Source organism: Streptomyces sp. NPDC055749 (genome assembly GCF_053617235.1).
Window position 1 is genome coordinate 1 of the sequence record NZ_JBSHFH010000061.1, and the last position, 19,690, is coordinate 19,690.

General features: G+C 71.1%; 19 protein-coding genes. 13 read left to right on the top strand and 6 right to left on the bottom strand.

Annotated features, from left to right (window positions below; all coding sequences use genetic code 11):
- Window positions 1-47: 47 nt before the first annotated feature.
- Window positions 48-1,475 carry a rifampin monooxygenase gene (gene rox / locus ACWGO0_RS31890; RefSeq protein ID WP_453542946.1) on the bottom strand — a complete coding sequence of 476 codons (1,428 nt, stop codon included), beginning with the start codon at window positions 1,473-1,475 and terminating at the stop codon, window positions 48-50.
- A 200-nt stretch (window positions 1,476-1,675) separates the two neighbouring features.
- Here rox and argC point away from each other — a divergent pair, with 200 nt between their 5' ends.
- The 5 genes from argC to ACWGO0_RS31915 are packed head-to-tail and all read left to right on the top strand — an operon-like array spanning window position 1,676 to window position 6,548.
- On the top strand, window positions 1,676-2,704 hold the full coding sequence (argC, locus tag ACWGO0_RS31895; protein ID WP_453542949.1) for an N-acetyl-gamma-glutamyl-phosphate reductase: 1,029 nt from the start codon (window positions 1,676-1,678) through the stop codon (window positions 2,702-2,704).
- Window positions 2,701-3,879 (top strand): bifunctional glutamate N-acetyltransferase/amino-acid acetyltransferase ArgJ, encoded by a 1,179-nt coding sequence (gene argJ / locus ACWGO0_RS31900; protein ID WP_453542952.1) that lies wholly within the window; start codon window positions 2,701-2,703, stop codon window positions 3,877-3,879. The genes argC and argJ overlap by 4 nt, the downstream gene beginning before the upstream one ends.
- On the top strand, window positions 3,876-4,793 hold the full coding sequence (argB, locus tag ACWGO0_RS31905) for an acetylglutamate kinase (protein ID WP_453542955.1): 918 nt from the start codon (window positions 3,876-3,878) through the stop codon (window positions 4,791-4,793). Before argJ ends, argB begins: the two co-directional genes overlap by 4 nt.
- The gene (locus ACWGO0_RS31910; protein ID WP_453542958.1) at window positions 4,790-5,986 is read left to right on the top strand and encodes an acetylornithine transaminase; all 1,197 of its coding nucleotides are present in this window, start codon (window positions 4,790-4,792) and stop codon (window positions 5,984-5,986) included. The genes argB and ACWGO0_RS31910 overlap by 4 nt, the downstream gene beginning before the upstream one ends.
- 25 nt (window positions 5,987-6,011) lie before the next feature.
- Window positions 6,012-6,548, top strand: coding sequence for an arginine repressor (locus ACWGO0_RS31915; protein ID WP_018515284.1), 537 nt, complete (start codon window positions 6,012-6,014; stop codon window positions 6,546-6,548).
- Between the two features lie 33 nt (window positions 6,549-6,581).
- Here ACWGO0_RS31915 and ACWGO0_RS31920 read toward each other — a convergent pair whose 3' ends face one another.
- From ACWGO0_RS31920 to ACWGO0_RS31930, 3 genes are all read right to left on the bottom strand, one after another.
- The gene (locus ACWGO0_RS31920) at window positions 6,582-7,283 is read right to left on the bottom strand and encodes a L,D-transpeptidase family protein (RefSeq protein ID WP_453542962.1); all 702 of its coding nucleotides are present in this window, start codon (window positions 7,281-7,283) and stop codon (window positions 6,582-6,584) included.
- 64 nt (window positions 7,284-7,347) lie between these two features.
- Window positions 7,348-7,947 carry a pyridoxamine 5'-phosphate oxidase family protein gene (locus ACWGO0_RS31925; RefSeq protein ID WP_453542965.1) on the bottom strand — a complete coding sequence of 200 codons (600 nt, stop codon included), beginning with the start codon at window positions 7,945-7,947 and terminating at the stop codon, window positions 7,348-7,350.
- A gap of 45 nt (window positions 7,948-7,992) precedes the next feature.
- Window positions 7,993-9,240 carry a hypothetical protein gene (locus ACWGO0_RS31930; RefSeq protein WP_453542968.1) on the bottom strand — a complete coding sequence of 416 codons (1,248 nt, stop codon included), beginning with the start codon at window positions 9,238-9,240 and terminating at the stop codon, window positions 7,993-7,995.
- A gap of 164 nt (window positions 9,241-9,404) precedes the next feature.
- Between ACWGO0_RS31930 and ACWGO0_RS31935 the strand changes: the two genes are divergently transcribed.
- The 4 genes from ACWGO0_RS31935 (at window position 9,405) to ACWGO0_RS31950 (ending at window position 14,165) form a co-directional block, all read left to right on the top strand.
- Window positions 9,405-10,598 carry an argininosuccinate synthase gene (locus ACWGO0_RS31935; RefSeq protein ID WP_453542971.1) on the top strand — a complete coding sequence of 398 codons (1,194 nt, stop codon included), beginning with the start codon at window positions 9,405-9,407 and terminating at the stop codon, window positions 10,596-10,598.
- 123 nt (window positions 10,599-10,721) lie between these two features.
- Entirely contained in the window at window positions 10,722-12,149 is a 1,428-nt protein-coding gene (argH, locus tag ACWGO0_RS31940; RefSeq protein ID WP_453542974.1) for an argininosuccinate lyase, read from the top strand.
- A gap of 97 nt (window positions 12,150-12,246) precedes the next feature.
- The gene (locus ACWGO0_RS31945) at window positions 12,247-13,218 is read left to right on the top strand and encodes an aldo/keto reductase (protein ID WP_453542977.1); all 972 of its coding nucleotides are present in this window, start codon (window positions 12,247-12,249) and stop codon (window positions 13,216-13,218) included.
- A gap of 68 nt (window positions 13,219-13,286) precedes the next feature.
- Complete coding sequence (locus ACWGO0_RS31950; RefSeq protein ID WP_453542980.1) at window positions 13,287-14,165, top strand: sigma-70 family RNA polymerase sigma factor; 879 nt, start codon at window positions 13,287-13,289, stop codon at window positions 14,163-14,165.
- Here ACWGO0_RS31950 and ACWGO0_RS31955 read toward each other — a convergent pair.
- Window positions 14,155-14,664: a hypothetical protein gene (locus ACWGO0_RS31955; protein WP_453542983.1), complete on the bottom strand. Its 510-nt coding sequence runs from the start codon at window positions 14,662-14,664 to the stop codon at window positions 14,155-14,157. The two genes, ACWGO0_RS31950 and ACWGO0_RS31955, sit on opposite strands and share 11 nt — an antisense overlap.
- A gap of 106 nt (window positions 14,665-14,770) precedes the next feature.
- Here ACWGO0_RS31955 and ACWGO0_RS31960 point away from each other — a divergent pair, with 106 nt between their 5' ends.
- Both ACWGO0_RS31960 and ACWGO0_RS31965 read left to right on the top strand, forming a co-directional pair.
- Complete coding sequence (locus tag ACWGO0_RS31960; RefSeq protein ID WP_453542986.1) at window positions 14,771-15,322, top strand: TetR/AcrR family transcriptional regulator; 552 nt, start codon at window positions 14,771-14,773, stop codon at window positions 15,320-15,322.
- Window positions 15,319-16,863 (top strand): MFS transporter, encoded by a 1,545-nt coding sequence (locus tag ACWGO0_RS31965; RefSeq protein WP_453542988.1) that lies wholly within the window; start codon window positions 15,319-15,321, stop codon window positions 16,861-16,863. The genes ACWGO0_RS31960 and ACWGO0_RS31965 overlap by 4 nt, the downstream gene beginning before the upstream one ends.
- 77 nt (window positions 16,864-16,940) lie before the next feature.
- Here the strand turns inward: ACWGO0_RS31965 and ACWGO0_RS31970 are convergent, their stop codons facing one another.
- Window positions 16,941-17,612: a lysophospholipid acyltransferase family protein gene (locus tag ACWGO0_RS31970; RefSeq protein WP_453542990.1), complete on the bottom strand. Its 672-nt coding sequence runs from the start codon at window positions 17,610-17,612 to the stop codon at window positions 16,941-16,943.
- A gap of 234 nt (window positions 17,613-17,846) precedes the next feature.
- On the opposite strand from ACWGO0_RS31970, the gene ACWGO0_RS31975 reads away from it, so the two are divergent.
- Window positions 17,847-19,007, top strand: a complete 1,161-nt coding sequence (locus ACWGO0_RS31975) for a glycerophosphodiester phosphodiesterase (RefSeq protein WP_453542993.1) — start codon at window positions 17,847-17,849, stop codon at window positions 19,005-19,007.
- A gap of 103 nt (window positions 19,008-19,110) precedes the next feature.
- Complete coding sequence (locus ACWGO0_RS31980; protein ID WP_453543059.1) at window positions 19,111-19,659, top strand: RNA polymerase sigma factor; 549 nt, start codon at window positions 19,111-19,113, stop codon at window positions 19,657-19,659.
- The last annotated feature ends 31 nt before the right edge of the window (window positions 19,660-19,690 follow it).

Consider the following 19,690-nt stretch of genomic DNA (forward strand, 5'->3'; position numbering starts at 1 on the left):
ATACTGAGGCCCGCGCGGGCCTCAGTATCCGGCCGCCCGCCAGGACCTCAGCCGGCGGCAGCGCCGAACCACTCCGACAGCCGCCCGAGCAGCTCCTGCTGATCGTCACCGACCCACGCCACGTGACCGTCCGGCCGCAGCAGCACCGCGGGCGCGTCCAGTTCCTCGCCTACTTCGACGACGTGGTCGACCCGGTCCGCCCAGCCCTCCACCGAGAGCCGGCCGGTCCGGTCGAGCAGCAGCCCGCGACCGCCGTGCATCAGCTCGTAGAGGCGTCCCTGCTTCAGCTCGATGTCCCGCATCCGTCGGCCGAGCAGTTCATGGCCCTCGCCGAAGTCGTAGCGCACGTCGACCGCGGTGATCATCCCGGTCACGTACCGGTTCACCTCCTCGAAGTCCATCAGCTTCGTGAACAGTTCCCGCAGCGCGGTCGCACCCGGATCGGTCCCCAGCAGCGTGATCTGCGCGCGGGTGTTGTCCAGCACGCGGGCGCCCACCGGGTGCCGTTCGGCCTGGTAGGTGTCGAGCAGACCCTCCGGCGCCCAGCCGTCGACCGCGGCGGCCAGCTTCCAGCCGAGGTTGAAAGCGTCCTGGACGCCGAGGTTGAGCCCCTGCCCGCCGGTCGGCGGGTGGATGTGCGCGGCGTCGCCGGCCAGCAGTGCCCGGCCGGCCCGGTAGCGCTCGGCCTGCCGGGTGGCGTCGCCGAACCGGGAGAGCCAGCGCGGCGAGTGCGCGCCGAAGTCGGTGCCCGCGAGCGCGCGCAGCTGCTTCTGGAAGTCCTGGAGGACCGGCCCTGCCGTACGGTCCTCGGCCACCCCGTCGGCGGGCACGACGACGCGGTACACCCCGTCCCCGAGGGGCTGGGCCCCGAACCGCAGCTGCGTCTTGCGGACCTCCTCGATGACGGATGTGATCGTCGCCGGGTCCTCGGTCAGCACCATCTCGCCCAGCAGCGTCTCGACCGTGGCGGGCGTGCCGGGGAAGCCGATACCGAGCTGCTTGCGCACCGCGCTGCGACCGCCGTCGCACCCGACGAGGTAGCGCGAGCGCAACTGCGTGCCGTCCGCCAGCTCGACGGTCACCCCGTCCTCGTCCTGGCTCAGCTTGGTCATCTCACATCCGCGCCGGATCTCGGCACCCAGTTCGACGGCCCGCTCGTTGAGCAGCCGCTCGGTGACCGGCTGCGGAGTGGCGAGGCCGTACGGGTGAGCGGTGTCCAGCAGGTCCGGCCACGGCTTGGCGATGCCGCCGAAGAGACCACCGACCTGGAACTTCTCACTGACCGCGAGGAACCGGTCCAGCAGGCCGCGCTGGTCCATCACCTCGACGCTGCGTGCGTGCAGGCCCTGCCCGCGGCCCTGGTCGGTCGGCTCGGCCAGCTTCTCCAGCACGACCACCCGCACCCCGTGCAGCCGCAGCTCGCAGGCCAGCATCAAGCCGGTCGGTCCGCCGCCGACCACGATCACATCGATCATCAAAGCCTTCATCCATTCCCCCAGGTACTTCGCTTCGACGGGCGATTCTGCGGCACGACCGGGGTCTTGCCGCAAGCCCCCCGGTGCGCTATATCTTGATAGTGGCAAGGAGTGGGAAACCCTCCCTGCCTTTCTTTTTGGGGTCTTTGCATAAAAGTGCAGCACTGCGTATAGTCATGCCATCAACGAGGAGGATTTCGATGGTGGTACGCGCAGCGGTAGCAGGGGCGAGCGGATATGCGGGCGGGGAGCTGCTCCGTCTCCTGCTGGTCCACCCCCAGGTCGAGATCGGGGCCCTCACCGCACATTCCAACGCGGGGCAGCGGCTCGGCCCCCTCCAGCCGCACCTCAGGCCGCTCGCCGACCGTGTGCTCCGGCCGACCACCGCCGAGGTCCTCGCCGGGCACGACGTCGTCTTCCTCGCCCTCCCGCACGGAGAGTCCGCGGCCGTCGCCGAGCAGCTGGGGGACGAGGTGCTCGTGGTCGACATGGGCGCCGACTTCCGGCTGAAGGACGCCGTCGACTGGGAGAAGTTCTACGGATCGCCGCATGCCGGCACCTGGCCCTACGGCCTGCCCGAGCTGCCCGGCGCCCGGGCGGCACTGGCCGGGGCCAAGCGCGTCGCGGTGCCCGGCTGCTACCCGACCGCCGTCTCCCTCGCGCTCTTCCCCGCGTACGCGGCCGGACTCGCCGAACCCGAGGCCGTGGTCGTCGCCGCTTCCGGCACGTCCGGGGCGGGCAAAGCGGCCAAGCCGCACCTGCTCGGCTCCGAGGTGATGGGCAACATGTCCCCGTACGGCGTCGGCGGTGGCCACCGGCACACGCCCGAGATGATCCAGAACCTCAGCGCCGCCGCCGGGGAGCCGGTGACCGTCTCCTTCACACCGACCCTCGCCCCCATGCCCCGCGGGATCCTCGCCACCTGCAGCGCGAAGGCGAAGCCCGGCGTGAACGCCGAGACCCTGCGTACGGCGTACGAGAAGGCGTTCGCGGACGAGCCGTTCGTGGACCTGCTCCCCGAGGGGCAGTGGCCCGCCACAGCGTCCGTCTACGGTTCCAACGCCGTACAGGTCCAGGTCGCCCACGACGAGGCCGCGGGCCGGATCATCGTGATCAGCGCCATCGACAACCTCGCCAAGGGCACCGCGGGCGGCGCCCTGCAGAGCATGAACATCGCCCTCGGGCTCCCCGAGGACACAGGTCTTTCCACGATCGGAGTCGCACCGTGAGCGTCACGGCAGCACAGGGATTCTCGGCGGCGGGCATCGCCGCCGGAATCAAGGAGAGCGGTAACCCGGACCTGGCCCTCGTGGTCAACCAGGGGCCGCGATGCGCCGCCGCGGGAGTCTTCACCTCCAACCGCGTCAAGGCCGCCCCCGTCCTCTGGTCGGAGCAGGTGCTCAAGGGCGGCGAGGTCACCGCCGTCGTGCTCAACTCCGGCGGCGCCAACGCCTGTACGGGTCCCAAGGGCTTCCAGGACACCCACGCCACCGCCGAGAAGGCCGCCGAGTCCCTGAACGGCGCCGGGTACGACGAGACGGGCGGTCACGGCGCGGGCACGGTCGCCGTCGCCTCCACCGGGCTGATCGGCCTGCTGCTGCCCATGGACAAACTGCTCCCGGGTATCGACAAGGCCGTCGCCCAGCTGACCCCGCACGGCGGCGAGAAGGCCGCCATCGCGATCAAGACCACCGACACCGTCCACAAGACGAGCGTGGCCACCCGGGACGGGTGGACCGTCGGCGGCATGGCCAAGGGTGCGGGCATGCTCGCCCCCGGCCTCGCCACCATGCTGGTCGTCCTCACCACCGACGCCGACGTGGCCGCCCCCGCGCTCGACGCCGCACTGCGCGACGCCACCCGCACCACCTTCGACCGCGTCGACTCCGACGGCTGCATGTCGACCAACGACACCGTGCTGCTGCTCGCCTCGGGGGCGAGCGGAATCACGCCCGCACAGGACGAGTTCGCCGAGGCCGTGCGTACGGTCTGCGACGACCTCGCCCGTCAGCTGATCGGCGACGCCGAAGGTGCCTCCAAGGACATCCGCATCGAGGTGATCAACGCGGCGACGGAGGACGACGCCGTCGAGGTCGGCCGGACCATCGCCCGTAACAACCTCCTCAAGTGCGCCATCCACGGCGAGGACCCCAACTGGGGCCGTGTCCTCTCCGCGATCGGCACCACCAGGGCCGCCTTCGACCCGGACCGGCTGAACGTCGCCATCAACGACGTCTGGGTCTGCAAGAACGGCGGCGTGGGCGAGGACCGCGAGCTCGTCGACATGCGCTACCGCGAGGTGAAGATCACCGCCGACCTCTCCGAAGGCAGCGAGTCGGCCGTCATCTGGGCCAACGACCTGACCGCGGAGTACGTCCACGAGAACAGCGCGTACAGCTCATGAGTACCCCGGCGCGGAAGCACACCGCACTGCCGAAGGCGCAGATCCTCATCGAGGCGCTGCCCTGGCTGACCCGGCACAACGGCAAGACCGTCGTCATCAAGTTCGGCGGCAACGCCATGATCGACGAGGAGCTGAAGGCGGCCTTCGCCCAGGACGTCGTCTTCCTGCGCCACGCCGGCCTCAAGCCCGTCGTCGTGCACGGCGGCGGCCCGCAGATCAGCGCCCAGCTCGACAAGCAGGGCCTCGTCAGCGAGTTCAAGGCCGGACTCCGGGTCACCACGCCCGAGGCGATGGACGTCGTACGGATGGTGCTGGCCGGGCAGGTCCAGCGCGAGCTGGTCGGTCTGCTCAACCAGCACGGCCCGCTCGCCGTCGGCATGACGGGCGAGGACGCCCACACCATCACCGCGGTCCAGCACCGGCCCACCATCGACGGCGAGCTCGTCGACATCGGCCGGGTCGGCGAGATCACCGCGATCGACACAGGGGCCATACAGGCACTGCTCGACGACGGCCGGATTCCGGTCGTCTCCTCCATCGCGCGGTCCGCCGACGACAACCACGTCTACAACGTCAACGCGGACACGGCGGCAGCCGCGCTCGCCGCCGCGCTGAACGCCGAGACGCTGATGGTCCTCACCGACGTCGAGGGCCTCTACGAGGACTGGCCCAACAGCGACGACGTGATCAGCAGGCTCACCGCCACCGAGCTGGAGAAGCTGCTGCCCAGTCTCTCCAGCGGCATGGTCCCGAAGATGCAGGGGTGCCTCCACGCCGTACGCAACGGGGTCGGGACCGCCCGTGTCATCGACGGCCGGGTCCAGCACTCGATCCTGCTGGAGATCTTCACCGACGAAGGGGTCGGCACGATGGTCGTGGCCGACGCACCGAGCGAAACCCAGGGGGAGTCATGAGCAACGAGGAGCTCTCGCAGCGCTGGCAGGGCGCGCTGATGGACAACTACGGCACCCCGCAGCTCCCGCTCGTCCGCGGCGCCGGTGCCCGTGTCTGGGACGCCGACGGCACCGAATACCTCGACTTCGTCGGCGGTATCGCGGTGAACGCGCTGGGCCACGCCCACCCCGCGGTCGTCGAGGCCGTCTCCACCCAGATCGCGTCCCTCGGCCACGTCTCCAACCTCTTCATCGCCGAACCCCCGGTCGCCCTGGCCGAACGGCTGCTCCAGCTCTTCGGCCGGGCGGGCAGGGTCTACTTCTCCAACTCGGGCGCCGAGGCCAACGAAGCGGCTTTCAAGATCGGCCGGCTGACCGGGCGTACGCACATGGTCGCCACCGACGGCGGCTTCCACGGCCGGACCATGGGCGCGCTCGCCCTCACCGGCCAGGCCAAGAAGCGCGAGCCGTTCGTCCCGCTGCCCGGTGACGTCACACACGTCCCGTTCGGCGATATCGAAGCGCTCCGGGCCGCGGTGACCACCGACACCGCGCTGCTGATCATCGAGCCGATCCAGGGCGAGATCGGCGTTGCCGTGCCGCCCAGGGGCTACCTGGAAGCGGCCAGGGAGATCACCCGGGCCACCGGCACCCTCCTCGTGCTCGACGAGGTGCAGACCGGGATCGGCCGCTGCGGCCACTGGTTCGAGCACCAGGCGCACCAGGGGGTCGAGCCGGACCTCGTGACCCTCGCCAAGGGCCTCGGCGGCGGACTGCCGATCGGCGCAACCGTCGCGTTCGGCGCGGCGGCCGAGCTGCTGAAGCCCGGTCACCACGGCACGACGTTCGGCGGCAACCCGGTCGCCTGCGCGGCCGGACTCGCCGTCCTGGACACGCTGGCCGCCGACGGCGCCCTGGACAACGTGAAGCGTCTGGGCGAGAAGATCCGCGACGGAGTGGAGGGCCTGGGCCACCCCCTGGTCTCCCACGTCCGGGGCTCCGGCCTGCTGCTGGGTATCGTGCTCACCGGACCCCTCGCACCGAAGGTGCAGCAGGCGGCCCAGGGAGCCGGACTCCTGGTGAACGCGCCCGCCCCCGATGTCGTACGGCTCATGCCGCCGCTGATCATCGGCGACGCGGAGGTGGACGCGTTCCTGCGGGTTCTGCCTGGCGCTCTCGACGCGGCATACGGGGACGGACAATCCGGGGAATGACGATCCGGAGAATGAGGCGACGACGATGACCGAGGCGCAGGAAACCGAGCACGGCGGGCCGTCCGTGCCGCAGACCCGCACGGCCCGCCACCGCCGGATCGTGGACATCCTGAACCGGCAGCCGGTGCGCTCGCAGAGCCAGCTGGCCAAGCTCCTCGCCGACGACGGGCTGAGCGTCACCCAGGCGACGCTCTCCCGCGATCTGGACGAGCTGGGCGCGGTGAAGATCCGTAACACCGGTGGCGAGCTGATCTACGCGGTGCCGAGCGAGGGCGGTTTCCGCACCCCGCAGGCGCCGCTCGGCGGCTCCGCCAAGGAGGAGCGGATGCGCAGGCTCTCCGCCGAACTCCTCATCTCGGCGGAGGCATCGGCCAACCTGGTCGTCCTGCGTACGCCCCCGGGGGCCGCGCAGTTCCTCGCCTCGGCCATCGACCAGGCCGAACTGCACGACATCCTCGGCACCATCGCGGGCGACGACACCCTGATGCTGATCAGCCGGGACCCGGCGGGCGGCCAGGCACTCGCCGACCACCTGCTGCGTCTCGCCCAGAACGACCGCTGAGGCCGCCGGACAGGCCCTAGGGCCTGTCCGGCCCTAGTAGCGCGTGATCGCGGTCGCCCCCGAGCGGGTCCCGATCGCGATGTGCGGACGACGTGCCGGATCCGCCCAGGCCAGGATCCGGCTCATCGCCGCCGCGGGCACGGACACGCAACCGGCCGTCGCACCACGGCCGTTGACGTGGAGGAAGATCCCGGCGCCCCGACCCCGTACCGGCCGTTCGTAGTTGAAGCCGATGACGAGCGCATGGGCGTACTGGGTGCCGTAGGTGACCAGGTGCTCGGCCTGCCCGGCCCGGCAGTCCGCGGGCCTCGGCTCCACCCACCGGTTGTACGCACGCGCCGAGTTGTCCTGGCACCACCAGGAACGCTCGTTGACACGGCGGTAGGGATACCCGGTCCCGGCCGGGGCCCGCTTGATCCCGAAGGCGTACGGCAGGTCGTAGAGCCCCGTGGGCGTGGTGTTCGTGCCCTGCTTCCGGGTGCCGCCCTCGGCCAGCCCCTCCGCCCCGAAGCGGGCCGGCGCCGACCCGGCCGCCACCCACCTGCCCCACCGCCGCTCCCACCAGGTGACCGTCCCGGTGGTGGAGCCCGCGGACGCGGCCTCGGCGGTGATCAGCTGCGAGCCGCCACCGGTGTCGGCGAGCCGCTCCGGCAGGGGCGGAGCACCGGGCTCCCCGGCCGCGACCGAACCCACCAGAGCCAGCAGTACCGAACCGGTGACCAGAAGTCTGCGCATGATCCGGACCGTACGGGCAGGGCGGGGGAGCCCCCACCGCGCCTGCTCCGTACGGCCCAGCGGGTCACCCGCCGGGCGTCACGGGCATCGGCGGCAGGGGTAGCGGCAGGCCGGGCAGCCCGTCCATGCTCGTGGCGATGTCCGGCTTCTTCTCGAAGTACGCGTTGAGACTGTCGTCGTCGTCCCGCGCGAAGCGGTCGGCGTGCAGCGAGCGGTCCTCGTCGTACGAGAGATACGGCACCGCGAATCCGCAGGAGTCCCGGATGGTCTCCGCCGTCACCACGATGATCGCCCGCAGCCCGTGCTGCGAGGGGTCCACGTCCGGAAAGTGGCTCAGCAGCCCGGCGAACCGCGGATCGTCCCGGAAGACCGGCTCCCCGCGCCCGTGCACCCGGACGATGTTCGGCGGCCCCTGGAAGGCGCACCACATCAAGGTGACGCGGCCGTTCTCGCGGAGATGGGCGATGGTCTCCGCGGTGCTCCCGGCGAAGTCCAGATACGCCACGGTCCGCTCGTCGACGACGGCGAACGAACCGCTCACGCCCTTGGGGGAGAGGTTGACCGTGCCCTCCGCGTCGAGCGGAGCGGTCGCGGTGAAGAAGATGTGCTGCGCTTCTATGAAGGTCCTGAGCCGTCCGTCGATACGCTCATACGTTTTTCCCATACGCGAATTATGACTGCCGCCGACTCCCGTCCGGGCAGGGCCGGTTCAGCCGGCGGGGCGACGCGCGCGCCGGGAACGTGCGCGCACCAGGCGCTCCGCCGCCACGCGTGTCGCACGCGGCTGCTCCGGAGCGAGGCGTGCCCGCAGCCAGTCCTCTTCGAACCGGCCGGCGTCGGGGAGCAGGGCGAGCGTCGCGCCCCGGACCACGGCGGGCGCGGGATCGTCCAGCAGCGGGCGCATCCGCTCGAAGGAGACCGCGTCCAGCGCGCGCAGGCCGGTGATCGCCTGGACGCGTACGGCGGCGACCGGGTGCTCCGACAGCGTCCACAGCGTCTCGGTGTCCGACCGCGCACCGCACTCGCCGAGTCCGGCCGCCGCCCCCGGAGGCACGGATGGTCCGGAGCACAGGGTCCGGTAGCGGGGGAGCGGGTCGACTCCGGCCTTCCGCAGGACGTAGCGCGCGCAGGCCCGTACGAGGCCGGAGCGGTCGGTGAGGTAGGGCTCCGCCTCGCTGTGCCGCCCGGCCCCGCGCAAGGCGGTGACCCCCGCCGACCGCACACGGGGTGCGCGTGCGCTCAGCAGCCGGTCGAGCACGGCGGGCTCGGCACCTTCGCGCAGGCGGGCGAGGGCCGCTTCCGCGCACAGGTCCTGGAGGGTGACATCGCCTTCGGTCGTGGCGACGACGGCCAGCCTCATCGGCGAAAGCAGCCGCCGATCGACCGCGATCCGGTGGGCGAGGCGACGCGTCGCGCGGTCCGGATGCGCCATCAGTGCCTCGACGTCGGCCGCCGGTCCCTCGCGCAGGCTGCTCTCCAGCAGTGCGAGGGCGAAACCGCCCTGCGCGCGCCCGGCCAGCCGCAGGATCAGCGTTGCCAGCGGGATCAGCTCGGGGCCGGGCACTTCGGCGAGCAGGGCCCGGGCGCGCTCGCGCACCGGCTCCGCCCAGTCGGCGCAGCGCAGCACCAGGAGCGGGCGCAGTTCGGGAGCCTGACGCACCGAGTCCAGCGCCGCCTCACGGGTCCGGCCGTCGGGGTGGCACAGGATCAGTGCGAGCGGGGGCTGCCGGGCCGGAGTGCTCGGCCGGCCGATCCGGGGCAGCGGGTCCTGCCGGTCCCAGCTCAGCCACCTGCGGTGCACCGCAGGCTCCATCCGCAGCAGCGGCCACGACTTCCAGGGAAGCGTCCGTATGTCCACATCGAGGGTCACCCACGCCTCGGCCGATGTGGTGTCCAGTGCCTTGTGCAGCGGCACGCCCCGGGCCAGCCGCTCCGCGGCCCCGTCGTCGTGGATCATCGCGCCCCTTCGTCAGGCGCCGATCGTAGAGGGGGCCGGAACCAGGAGTCGCCCTCATTTAGGACGGCCTCTGCTGTCGGACCCTCCTGACCTGGAGCTTTGACAAAGCATACGGAGGACTGCATAGTTATACTCATCAGTGATTGCACCGTAAGGAGAAACCCGTGACCGAGCGCGTCGTACTCGCCTACTCGGGCGGCCTGGACACCTCCGTCGCCATCGGCTGGATCGCCGAGGAGACGGGCGCCGAGGTCATCGCCGTTGCCGTGGACGTCGGCCAGGGCGGCGAGGACCTGGACGTCATCCGTAAGCGCGCGCTCGCCTGTGGCGCCGTCGAGGCCGAGGTCGCGGACGCCAAGGACGAGTTCGCCGAGGAGTACTGCCTCCCGGCGATCAAGGCCAACGCCCTCTACATGGACCGCTACCCGCTGGTCTCGGCGCTCTCCCGGCCGACGATCGTCAAGCACCTCGTCGCCGCCGCGAAGAAGCACAACGCCGGCATCGTCGCCCACGGCTGCACCGGCAAGGGCAACGACCAGGTCCGCTTCGAGGCCGGAATCTCCGCGCTCGGCCCCGACCTGAAGTGCATCGCCCCGGTCCGCGACTACGCGATGACCCGCGACAAGGCGATCGCCTTCTGCGAGGAGAAGAACCTCCCGATCGCGACCACCAAGAAGTCCCCGTACTCCATCGACCAGAACGTCTTCGGGCGCGCGGTCGAGACGGGCTTCCTGGAGGACATCTGGAACGCGCCGATCGAGGACATCTACGAGTACACGCAGAACCCGGCGATCCCCCGCGAGGCCGACGAGGTCGTCATCTCCTTCAAGGAGGGCGTCCCGGTCGCCATCGACGGCAAGCCCGTCACGGTGCTCCAGGCGATCCAGCAGCTCAACGAGCGGGCCGGAGCCCAGGGCATCGGCCGGATCGACATGGTCGAGGACCGCCTCGTGGGCATCAAGTCGCGTGAGGTGTACGAGGCCCCGGGCGCGATCGCACTGATCACCGCGCACCAGGAGCTGGAGAACGTCACCGTCGAGCGCGAGCTGGCCCGCTACAAGCGGCAGGTCGAGCAGCGCTGGGGCGAGATGGTCTACGACGGCCTGTGGTTCTCCCCGCTCAAGCGCGCCCTGGACGGCTTCATCAACGAGGCCAACCAGCACGTCACCGGTGACATCCGGATGACCCTGCACGCGGGCCGCGCCGTCGTCAACGGCCGGAAGTCCGAGCAGTCGCTCTACGACTTCAACCTCGCCACCTACGACTCGGGCGACACGTTCGACCAGTCCAAGGCGCAGGGCTTCATCGAGATCTTCGGACTCTCCTCGAAGATCGCCGCCAAGCGCGACCTGGCCTGACACACTTTCAGCCCCTCCGGAGTTCGAGGAGCGGGGGTCCGGGGGCGGAGCCCCCGGTTACGGGAAGGGGCGGGGTGGGGAATGAATCCCCCGCCCCGCCCATCCGCACAACAAGGAGCAACCGTGAGCAGCAACACCGGCGATGTCCGCCTCTGGGGCGGCCGGTTCGCCGACGGCCCAGCCGAGGCCCTGGCGAAACTCTCCGCCTCGGTCCACTTCGACTGGCGCCTGGCCCCGTACGACATCGCCGGCTCCCGCGCCCACGCGCGCGTGCTGCACAAGGCCGGTCTGCTCACCGAGGACGAGCTGACCCGCATGCTCGCCGGACTCGACCGGCTCGAAGAAGACGTGACCTCGGGCACCTTCGTCGGCACGATCGCCGACGAGGACGTCCACACCGCCCTGGAACGCGGCCTGCTGGAGCACCTCGGCCCCGACCTCGGCGGCAAGCTGCGCGCGGGCCGCTCCCGCAACGACCAGGTCGCCACGCTCTTCCGGATGTACCTGCGTGACCACGCCCGGATCATCGGCGGCCTCGTCGCCGACCTCCAGGACGCCCTGGTCGGCCTCGCCGAGGCCCACCCGGACGTGGCCATGCCCGGCCGTACGCACCTCCAGCACGCGCAGCCCGTCCTCTTCGCCCACCACGTGCTGGCCCATGTGCAGTCCCTGTCCAGGGACGCCGAGCGGCTGCGGCAGTGGGACGAGCGGACCGCCGTCTCGCCGTACGGCTCCGGTGCACTGGCAGGTTCGTCGCTCGGTCTCGACCCCGAGGCCGTCGCCGCCGACCTCGGCTTCGAGCGCGGCTCCGTCGCCAACTCCATCGACGGCACGGCGTCCCGCGACTTCGTGGCCGAATTCGCCTTCATCACCGCGATGACCGGCATCAACCTCTCCCGGATCGCGGAAGAGATCATCATCTGGAACACGAAGGAGTTCTCCTTCGTCACCCTGCACGACGCCTTCTCCACCGGCTCCTCGATCATGCCGCAGAAGAAGAACCCGGACATCGCCGAGCTCGCGCGCGGCAAGTCGGGGCGCCTCATCGGCAATCTGACGGGCCTCATGGCCACGCTCAAGGCCCTCCCGCTCGCGTACAACCGCGACCTCCAGGAGGACAAGGAGCCGGTCTTCGACTCCTGCGACCAGCTCGAAGTGCTGCTGCCCGCCTTCACCGGCATGATGGCGACGCTCACCGTCAACCGGGAGCGCATGGAGGAGCTGGCCCCGGCCGGTTTCTCGCTCGCCACCGACATCGCCGAATGGCTGGTCAAGCAGGGCGTCCCGTTCCGGGTCGCGCACGAGGTCGCCGGCGAGTGCGTCAAGGAGTGCGAGCAGCACGGCATCGAGCTGGACCAGCTCACCGACGAGCAGTTCGCGAAGATCTCCGAGCACCTCACCCCTGAGGTCAGGACCGTCCTCAACGTGAAGGGCGCCCTCGCCTCCCGTGACGGCCGCGGCGGTACGGCCCCGTCAGCCGTCGCCGTACAGCTCGCCGAGGTCAAGGCCGACCTGGCCACGCAGCACGCCTGGGCGACCGCCCGCAGGTAGGCGCGGGGAAGGTCAGCGACGTCAGCAGGTGTAGGAACGGCGTCGCGGGCTACGTTGGACGGGAAGGAGTACCGACCCGACCCACGAGGAGCCCGCGATGCCCTTCGCCAGGCTGGCCACCGCTACGACCCCGACCGCCCACATCGGTTTGGGCCTGGCCGCCGTCGCCAGACCCGGCTACATCAACCTCCACCGCGACCGGGACCTCCCCGGGGACCGCAGCGTCGAGGAACTGCGTGCCCGCACCCATGAACTCCTCGACGCCGCCTACGCCCAGGGCGTCCGCTACTTCGACGCCGCCCGTTCCTACGGCCGCTCCGAGGAGTTCCTCGCCGGCTGGCTTACGGCCCGCCCCGAGGTCACCGACGTCGTCATCGGCAGCAAATGGGGCTACACCTACACCGCCGACTGGCGTGTGGACGCCGAGGCGCACGAGGTCAAGGACCACGGACTCGCGACGTACGAGCGTCAGCGCGCCGAGACCGAGGCGCTGCTGGGGGACCGGCTCGACCTCTATCAGATCCACTCCGTGACCGCCGACAGCCCGGCCCTCACGGACAAGGAACTGCACGCGCGCCTCGCCGAGCACGCCGCCGAAGGCGTCAGCGTCGGACTCTCCACCAGCGGACCGGGCCAGGCCGACGCCATCCGGGCCGCGCTCGCCGTGACCGTCGACGGCGCCCCCCTCTTCCGTACCGTCCAGGCCACCTACAACGTCCTGGAGACCTCCGCCGGCCCCGCGCTCGCCGAGGCCCACGACGCCGGGCTCACCGTGATCGTCAAGGAGGGCATGGCCAACGGCCGGCTCGCCGGCACCGAGGCCCCCGCCGTGGTGCGGGAGATCGCCGCCGAGGCGGGACTCGACAGTGACGCGGTCGCGCTCGCGCTCGTCCTGCACCAGCCGTGGGCCGGCGTCGTCCTCTCCGGCGCGGCCACGGTCAACCAGCTCTCCGGGAACCTCCACGCCGCCGTCCTGGACCTCGACGAGGAGCGGCGGGCCCGGCTCGACGCGCTGGTGGAGGACCCCGAGGCGTACTGGCGGCATCGCGCCACACTGCCCTGGAGCTGACGGAACCCGTCACACATCGCCCGTCCGATCCGTCAGAGTGACAAAGGATCACGACGGAGGACGGTGCAGTGGACGAGAACGCGTACCTGGCAGAGCGCTTCGAGGAGAACCGGGGGCACCTCAAGGCGGTCGCCCACCGGATGCTCGGCTCGCAGAGCGAGGCCGAGGACGCGGTCCAGGAGGCCTGGCTGCGGCTGAGCCGTGCCGGGGCCGGGGACATCGAGAACCTGGGCGGCTGGCTGACCACCGTCGTCGGCCGGGTCTGCCTGGACATGCTGCGCTCGCGCCGCTCACGGCGCGAGGAGCCCCTCGACCCGCCGACGGCGCCCGGGCGCGAGCCGGCGAGCGGCGGGCCCGACAGCGGTGACCCGGAGCAGCAGGCGCTGCTCGTGGACTCGGTCGGCGTGGCCATGCTCGTGGTGCTGGAGACCCTGGATCCGGCCGAGCGGCTGGCGTTCGTGCTGCACGACATGTTCGCCGTGCCCTTCGACGAGGTCGCCCGGATCGTGGACCGGACCCCGGCGGCGGCCCGTCAGCTCGCGAGCCGGGCCCGCCGCCGAGTGCAGGGCGCCGACCCCGTCACCGACCCCGGTCTGACGCGCAGGCGCACTGTGGTCGACGCGTTCCTCGCAGCCGCCCGCGACGGCGACTTCGAGGCACTGGTCGCCGTGCTCGACCCGGACGTCGTGGCCCGCTCCGACGCGGGCGCGGGAGTGCCGGTGCGGGGAGCGGCGGCGGTGGCCCGTCAGGCGATGATGTTCGCGCCGTTCGCCCGGTCCTCGCAGCTCGCCCTCGTCGACGGGGAGCTGGGCGTCGTCTCGATCCGCGAGGGGCAGCAGTTCTCCGTCATGGGCTTCACGTTCGTGGACGGGAGGATCGCCGCCCTGGACGTGATCACCGACCGGGACCACCTGCGCGATCTGGATCTCGTGCTCCTCAAGGACTGACGGCCCAGTCGGCGAGCGCGTCGAAGTCGGCCTGCTCCAGTCCGATGCGCGGATCGATCTGCCGCAGCAGCGCCCGGACCGGGTGGTGGGCACGCACCCACTCCCGGTCCCGTTCACCGATCTCGTCGTCGATCCAGGCGAACGGCCGCCCGGCCGCGTACTCCACGACGTAGGGCGTCTTCCAGTACGTCCCCTCCGGCGAGCTGCCGTGCATGGAGGGCCAGTCGATGTACGGCAGCGTGGGCAGCCCGAGATGCGGGCCGATCCACTCGTTGGCCTCGTCCATCCAGGTCGTGGCCCAGACCAGCTCGTACCGCTCGCCGAGGGTCAGCAGCGCGTCGCCGTGCCCCGGATTGAGCAGGACAGGCAGCGCGGGTCCGTGCGTCCACCCCGTCGGCCGCATCCGGTGCCTGCGGTAGCCCACCGGTGCCGCGCGGCGGGACAGAGCCGCGTACGGATTGAGCGGACCGTCGATGTCGATCAGCAGCAGCGGCTTCATCGGCCCATGGTGCCCGCAGCTGCCGGGAGGGGCGAGGCATTTCCTGGAGGGACATCCCCGAGAAACAGATGAGACATTAATGTCTCACGTGGGTTATGGTCGTCTCATGACTCTCGACCGTGAGCAGGTGCTGCGCAGCGCCGCCGCCCTGCTGACCCACAAATCCACCGCCACGATGGACGAGGTCGCCAAGGCTGCGGGCATCGGCCGCGCCACCCTGCACCGGCACTTCGCCGGGCGGGACGCGCTGGTCAAGGCGCTGGAGAATCTGGGCATCCAGGAATTCGAGGCGGCCCTGGACGCCGCGGCGCTCGACGAGGGCACCGCGGAGGAGGGGCTGCGCCGCTTCGTCGCGGCCGTCGAACCCGGCGCGGGACTGCTCTCCTTCCTGGTCACCGAGAACCAGCTGTTCGAGGGCGACGAAGTGAACGAGGGCTGGAACCGGCTCGACGCCCGGGTCGCCGCCTTCTTCCGGCGCGGCCAGGAACGCGGCGAGTTCCGTATCGACCTCACCCCCGCCTGGCTCACCGAGGCCCTCTACGGGCTCATCGGCAACGGCGCCTGGGCCGTACAGGCCGGCAGGGTCGCCGCCAAGGACTTCCAGTACATGATCGTCGAGCTGTTGCTCGGCGGAGCACGCAGGAGCGTGGAGCAATGACCAGCATCTACCAGCAGACGGACACCAAGGACGTCGTGCGTCGACCGGGGCGATGGATCGCCCTGGCCGTCCTCGTCCTCGCCGTGCTGCTGGTGGCCGTCGACGCGACCGTCCTCGGCCTTGCGACCCCGTTCCTCAGCGAGGACCTCGCACCCACCGGCACCCAGCTGCTCTGGATCGGCGACGTCTACTCCTTCGTCATCGCCGGACTGCTCGTCTCCATGGGCAGCCTCGGCGACCGCATCGGCCGCAAGAAGCTGCTGCTGACCGGCGCCGTCGCCTTCGGCGCGGTCTCGGTGCTCAACGCCTACGCGACGAGCCCCGAGATGATGATCCTGGCGCGGGCACTGCTCGGTGTCGCGGGCGCCACTCTCATGCCCTCCACGCTCGCCCTGATCCGCAACCTCTTCCACGACCCGCGCGAACGCAGCCTCGCCATCGGTATCTGGGGCGCCATGGCCTCCGCGGGCGCGGCCGTCGGCCCCGTCATGGGCGGCTTCCTGCTCGAACACTTCTGGTGGGGCTCGGTCTTCCTCATCAACCTGCCGGTGATGGCCGTCCTCGTCGTCGTCGGCATCAAGCTGATCCCCGAATCCAAGAACCCGGCGCCGGGCCCCTGGGACCTGACCAGTGTCGGACTCTCGCTCATCGGCATGATCGCTGTCGTGTACGCCATCAAGGAGCTGGCCGCCCACGGCGGGAGCTGGGAGGTGGCGGCCTCCGCCGTCATCGGAGTGGCGGCGCTCGCCTGGTTCGTACGCAGGCAGCTGAAGCTCCCCGCACCGCTGCTGGACATGCGGCTCTTCCACCACCGGGGCTTCTCGGGCGCGGTACTCGCCGACCTCCTGACCATCCTCGGCCTCGCCGGACTGGTCTTCTTCCTCTCCCAGTTCCTCCAACTGGTCCAGGGACGCGGCCCGCTGGAGGCCGGACTCGCCGAACTGCCCGCGGCCATCGGGGCGGTGGCCGCAGGACTGATGGCCGGAGTGGCGGCCCGCCGCTACTCCGTACGTTCGGTGGTGACGGGCGGCCTCGCCGCCGTCGGCGTGTCGCTAGCCTCGGTGACGCTGCTGAGCAAGGACACCGGATACCCGATGCTCGGCGTGATGCTGCTGGTCGTCGGCGTCGGCGCCGGATTCGCCTTCACCGTCACCGCCGACGTCATTCTCTCCACCGTCCCCAAGGAACAGGCAGGCTCGGCGTCCGCGGTCTCCGAGACGGCGTACGAACTCGGCGCGGCCCTCGGCATCGCCCTGCTCGGCTCCATCGTCACGGGCGTCTACCAGGGCTTCGTGACCCCGGCCGGCATCGCTCCCGATACGGCGGCCGCCGCCCACGAGTCGCTGGGCGGCGCCGTCGAGGCGGCCACCACACTCCCCGAGGCACAGGCGGCGCCCCTGGTGTCGGCCGCACAGGAGGCGTTCGTCGAGGGGCTGCGGCTCGCCGCGGGCATCGGCGCCGCCGTCCTGCTGGCGACGGCCGTCGCCGCCTGGTTCCTGCTGCGGGGCCAGAAGCTGGAGGACGGCGTCGAGCACCCGTAGGAAGCGGTGACAGACGGAAGGGCCCGTACCCCCTGACCGGGGTACGGGCCCTTCCGTACGGCGCGGAGCGCGTCAGCTCACGCGGCCTTCGCCTTCGTGGCGTACATGTCGACGTACTCCTGGCCGGACAGCCGCATCACTTCGGCCATCACCGAGTCCGTCACGGCACGCAGCACATAGCGGTCGCGGTCCATGCCCTCGTAGCGGGAGAACTCCATCGGCTCGCCGAAGCGGACCGTGACCTTGCCCGGGCGGGGCAGCCCGGCGCCGCCCGGCTGGACCTTGTCGGTGCCGATCATCGCGAAGGGGACCACGGGGGCGCCCGTCATCAGGGTCAGCCGGGCGATGCCCGTACGGCCCCGGTAGAGGCGGCCGTCGGGGGAGCGGGTGCCCTCCGGGTAGATGGCGAAGGCGTGGCCCTCGTCCAGCACCCGGCGGCCCGTCATCAGCGCCGCGACTCCGCCGCGCCCGCCGTCCCGGTCCACCGGGATCATTCCGGAGCCCGTGAAGAACCAGGCCATGAGCCGGCCCTTGAGCCCCTTGCCCGTGACGTACTCGTCCTTGCCGATGTAGAACACCGGCCGGTCGCAGCAGATCGGCATGATCATCGAGTCGATGAACGTCAGGTGGTTGCCCGCGAGGATCACAGGCCCGGTCCCGGGGATGTTCTTGGCGCCCTCCACCTGGGGGCGGAACATCAGACGCAGGATCGGTCCGAGCACTGCCTTGATGACCGTGAGACGGGACAACGGTTCCTCCGGTGTCGTGGCCGGGCGGCCTGGGCGGGGTGCGAATGAAGGTCCGTGCAGGTGAGGACGATACTCGCGGGTACTCACTGATCGCACATCGGGTTCACGAAGTGGATACGCAGTGTTGACGTGTGTTTCCGCCACGTTCGTCCACAAGCTGCCCTGCTGATGGCGTAGCTGCCTACGATCAGGCCTCGCTCGACCAGGTGCCCGACATCACAGCGAGGAGCATTCATGACAGAGCGTGCGCAGAAGAGCCCCGGCAGGCGGACCCTCCTGGGGGCCGCGGTGCTCGGCACGGCAGCCCTCGGCCTGACCGGGACGGCCGCCGCCACAGAGCGCGGCACCAGCGGGCAGGGCAAGGGCCGCGGCGGCTACCGCGACCTGCCCGTTCCGACCGTCATCGGCCACCGCGGCGCCAGCGGCTACCGGCCCGAGCACACCATCGGCGCGTACCAGCTGGCCCTGGACATGGGCGCGCACATCGTCGAGCAGGACCTCGTGCCGACGAAGGACGGCCACCTCGTCTGCCGCCACGAGAACGACATCACCGGCACCACGGACGTCGCCGAGCACCTCGAGTTCGCGAGCCGCAGGGCGACGAAGAAGATCGACGGCGTCTCCCTCACCGGCTGGTTCACCGAGGACTTCACCCTCGCCGAACTGAAGACGCTGCGCGCCAAGGAGCGCATTCCCGGCACCCGCCAGGAGAACACCCTCTACGACGGCCGCTGGGAGATCCCCACCCTCGACGAGGTCCTGCGCTGGGCCGACCGGGAAGGACGCAGGCGCGGAGCGCCGGTCTGGCTGTACGTCGAGACCAAGCACCCCACGTACTTCCGCTCCCTCGGCCTCGGCCTGGAGGAGCCGCTCGCCCGGCTGCTGCGCCGCCACGGCAGGCACCGCGAGAACTCCCCGCTCATCCTGCAGTCCTTCGAGCCGAGCTCGATGCAGCGGCTGTCGAAACTCGTCGCCACACCCCGGGTCGTCCTGCTGTCCGGCGCGGCGACGCGCCCCTGGGACTTCGTGGAGGCCGGTGACCCGCGTACCGTCGCCGACCTGGTGCGGCCCGAGGGCCTGAAGTGGATGGCGTCCTTCGCACAGGGCATCGGCCCCACGCTCGACCTGGTCATACCCAAGGACGGCGCGGGACGGCTCACCACACCGACGACCCTCGTCCGGGACGCGCACGCCCAGGACCTGATCCTGCACCCGTACACGATGCGCAACGAGAACAGCTTCCTGCCCGCCGAGTTCCGCCGGGGCACCGACCCCGCCGCGTACGGTGACGCGTTCGGCGCGCTCCGGACGTACTTCGAGGCCGGCATCGACGGTGTCTTCTCCGACAACCCGGACACCGCCCTGCTCGCGGCGGCCGACTTCAACGCACGCTAGAACCGTTTCCGGCCGGCCGTCAGCACCGGGCCGGCCGGACCCCGGTCGGGTGGCGCGTCCCGCGGACGGCAACCGGCTGCCCGCGCGGCACGTCGGGTGGGGCATGACGCTCATCGATCATGCCCCGCCCCCCGCAGGACCGGCCGTCGTGCAGGCCCTGCTCCCGCTGGTCCGCGCGGAGGCGCGGGCCGAGGCCCAGGCCGCTTCCGCAGACCCCGCAGACCTCGAACAGGCCGTATGGCTCCGGCTGTTCGAGCGCCTAGCGGCGCAGGGGCCGCCGGGCGACCCGGCCCGCTGGGTACGCGACGCCGTACGCGCGGAGGCCCGGCGCACCCGGCGAACGGCCCGTCACGAATACCCGTACGGCGGCGCCGAACCCGCCGCGGACGCCTACGGCAGCCCGGAGCGCAGCGCCCTCGGGGCCGACACACGCCGGGTGTTACGCACGGCGGTGGAGCGGCTGCCCGGCGGGTGCGCGCGGCTGCTGGAGGCGATGCTTTCCCCCACCGATCCGACCTACCGGGAAATCGCAGGAAGGTTGGGTATGTCACAGGGGAGTTTGGGTCCGATGCGTTCCCGATGCCTTGGATGTCTGCGCAGAATGCTCGCGGCGGAGGTTGTAGCTCCTGAACTGCGGGGAATGGAGCGGTAGACAACCGGCGGATCAGGTGAGCGGGAGGCAT

Excerpts from the sequence above, each read along its gene's own strand:
- ACWGO0_RS31915 (WP_018515284.1), top strand. The coding sequence starts at position 6,012 with ATGACCGAGGCGCAGGAAACCGAGCACGGCGGGCCGTCCGTGCCGCAG.
- argC (WP_453542949.1), top strand. The coding sequence starts at position 1,676 with ATGGTGGTACGCGCAGCGGTAGCAGGGGCGAGCGGATATGCGGGCGGG.
- ACWGO0_RS31945 (WP_453542977.1), top strand. The coding sequence starts at position 12,247 with ATGCCCTTCGCCAGGCTGGCCACCGCTACGACCCCGACCGCCCACATC.
- ACWGO0_RS31920 (WP_453542962.1), bottom strand. The coding sequence starts at position 7,283 with ATGCGCAGACTTCTGGTCACCGGTTCGGTACTGCTGGCTCTGGTGGGT.
- ACWGO0_RS31955 (WP_453542983.1), bottom strand. The coding sequence starts at position 14,664 with ATGAAGCCGCTGCTGCTGATCGACATCGACGGTCCGCTCAATCCGTAC.
- ACWGO0_RS31910 (WP_453542958.1), top strand. The coding sequence starts at position 4,790 with ATGAGCAACGAGGAGCTCTCGCAGCGCTGGCAGGGCGCGCTGATGGAC.
- ACWGO0_RS31925 (WP_453542965.1), bottom strand. The coding sequence starts at position 7,947 with ATGGGAAAAACGTATGAGCGTATCGACGGACGGCTCAGGACCTTCATA.
- argB (WP_453542955.1), top strand. The coding sequence starts at position 3,876 with ATGAGTACCCCGGCGCGGAAGCACACCGCACTGCCGAAGGCGCAGATC.
- ACWGO0_RS31960 (WP_453542986.1), top strand. The coding sequence starts at position 14,771 with ATGACTCTCGACCGTGAGCAGGTGCTGCGCAGCGCCGCCGCCCTGCTG.
- ACWGO0_RS31965 (WP_453542988.1), top strand. The coding sequence starts at position 15,319 with ATGACCAGCATCTACCAGCAGACGGACACCAAGGACGTCGTGCGTCGA.
- ACWGO0_RS31930 (WP_453542968.1), bottom strand. The coding sequence starts at position 9,240 with ATGATCCACGACGACGGGGCCGCGGAGCGGCTGGCCCGGGGCGTGCCG.
- ACWGO0_RS31975 (WP_453542993.1), top strand. The coding sequence starts at position 17,847 with ATGACAGAGCGTGCGCAGAAGAGCCCCGGCAGGCGGACCCTCCTGGGG.
- ACWGO0_RS31980 (WP_453543059.1), top strand. The coding sequence starts at position 19,111 with ATGACGCTCATCGATCATGCCCCGCCCCCCGCAGGACCGGCCGTCGTG.
- rox (WP_453542946.1), bottom strand. The coding sequence starts at position 1,475 with ATGATCGATGTGATCGTGGTCGGCGGCGGACCGACCGGCTTGATGCTG.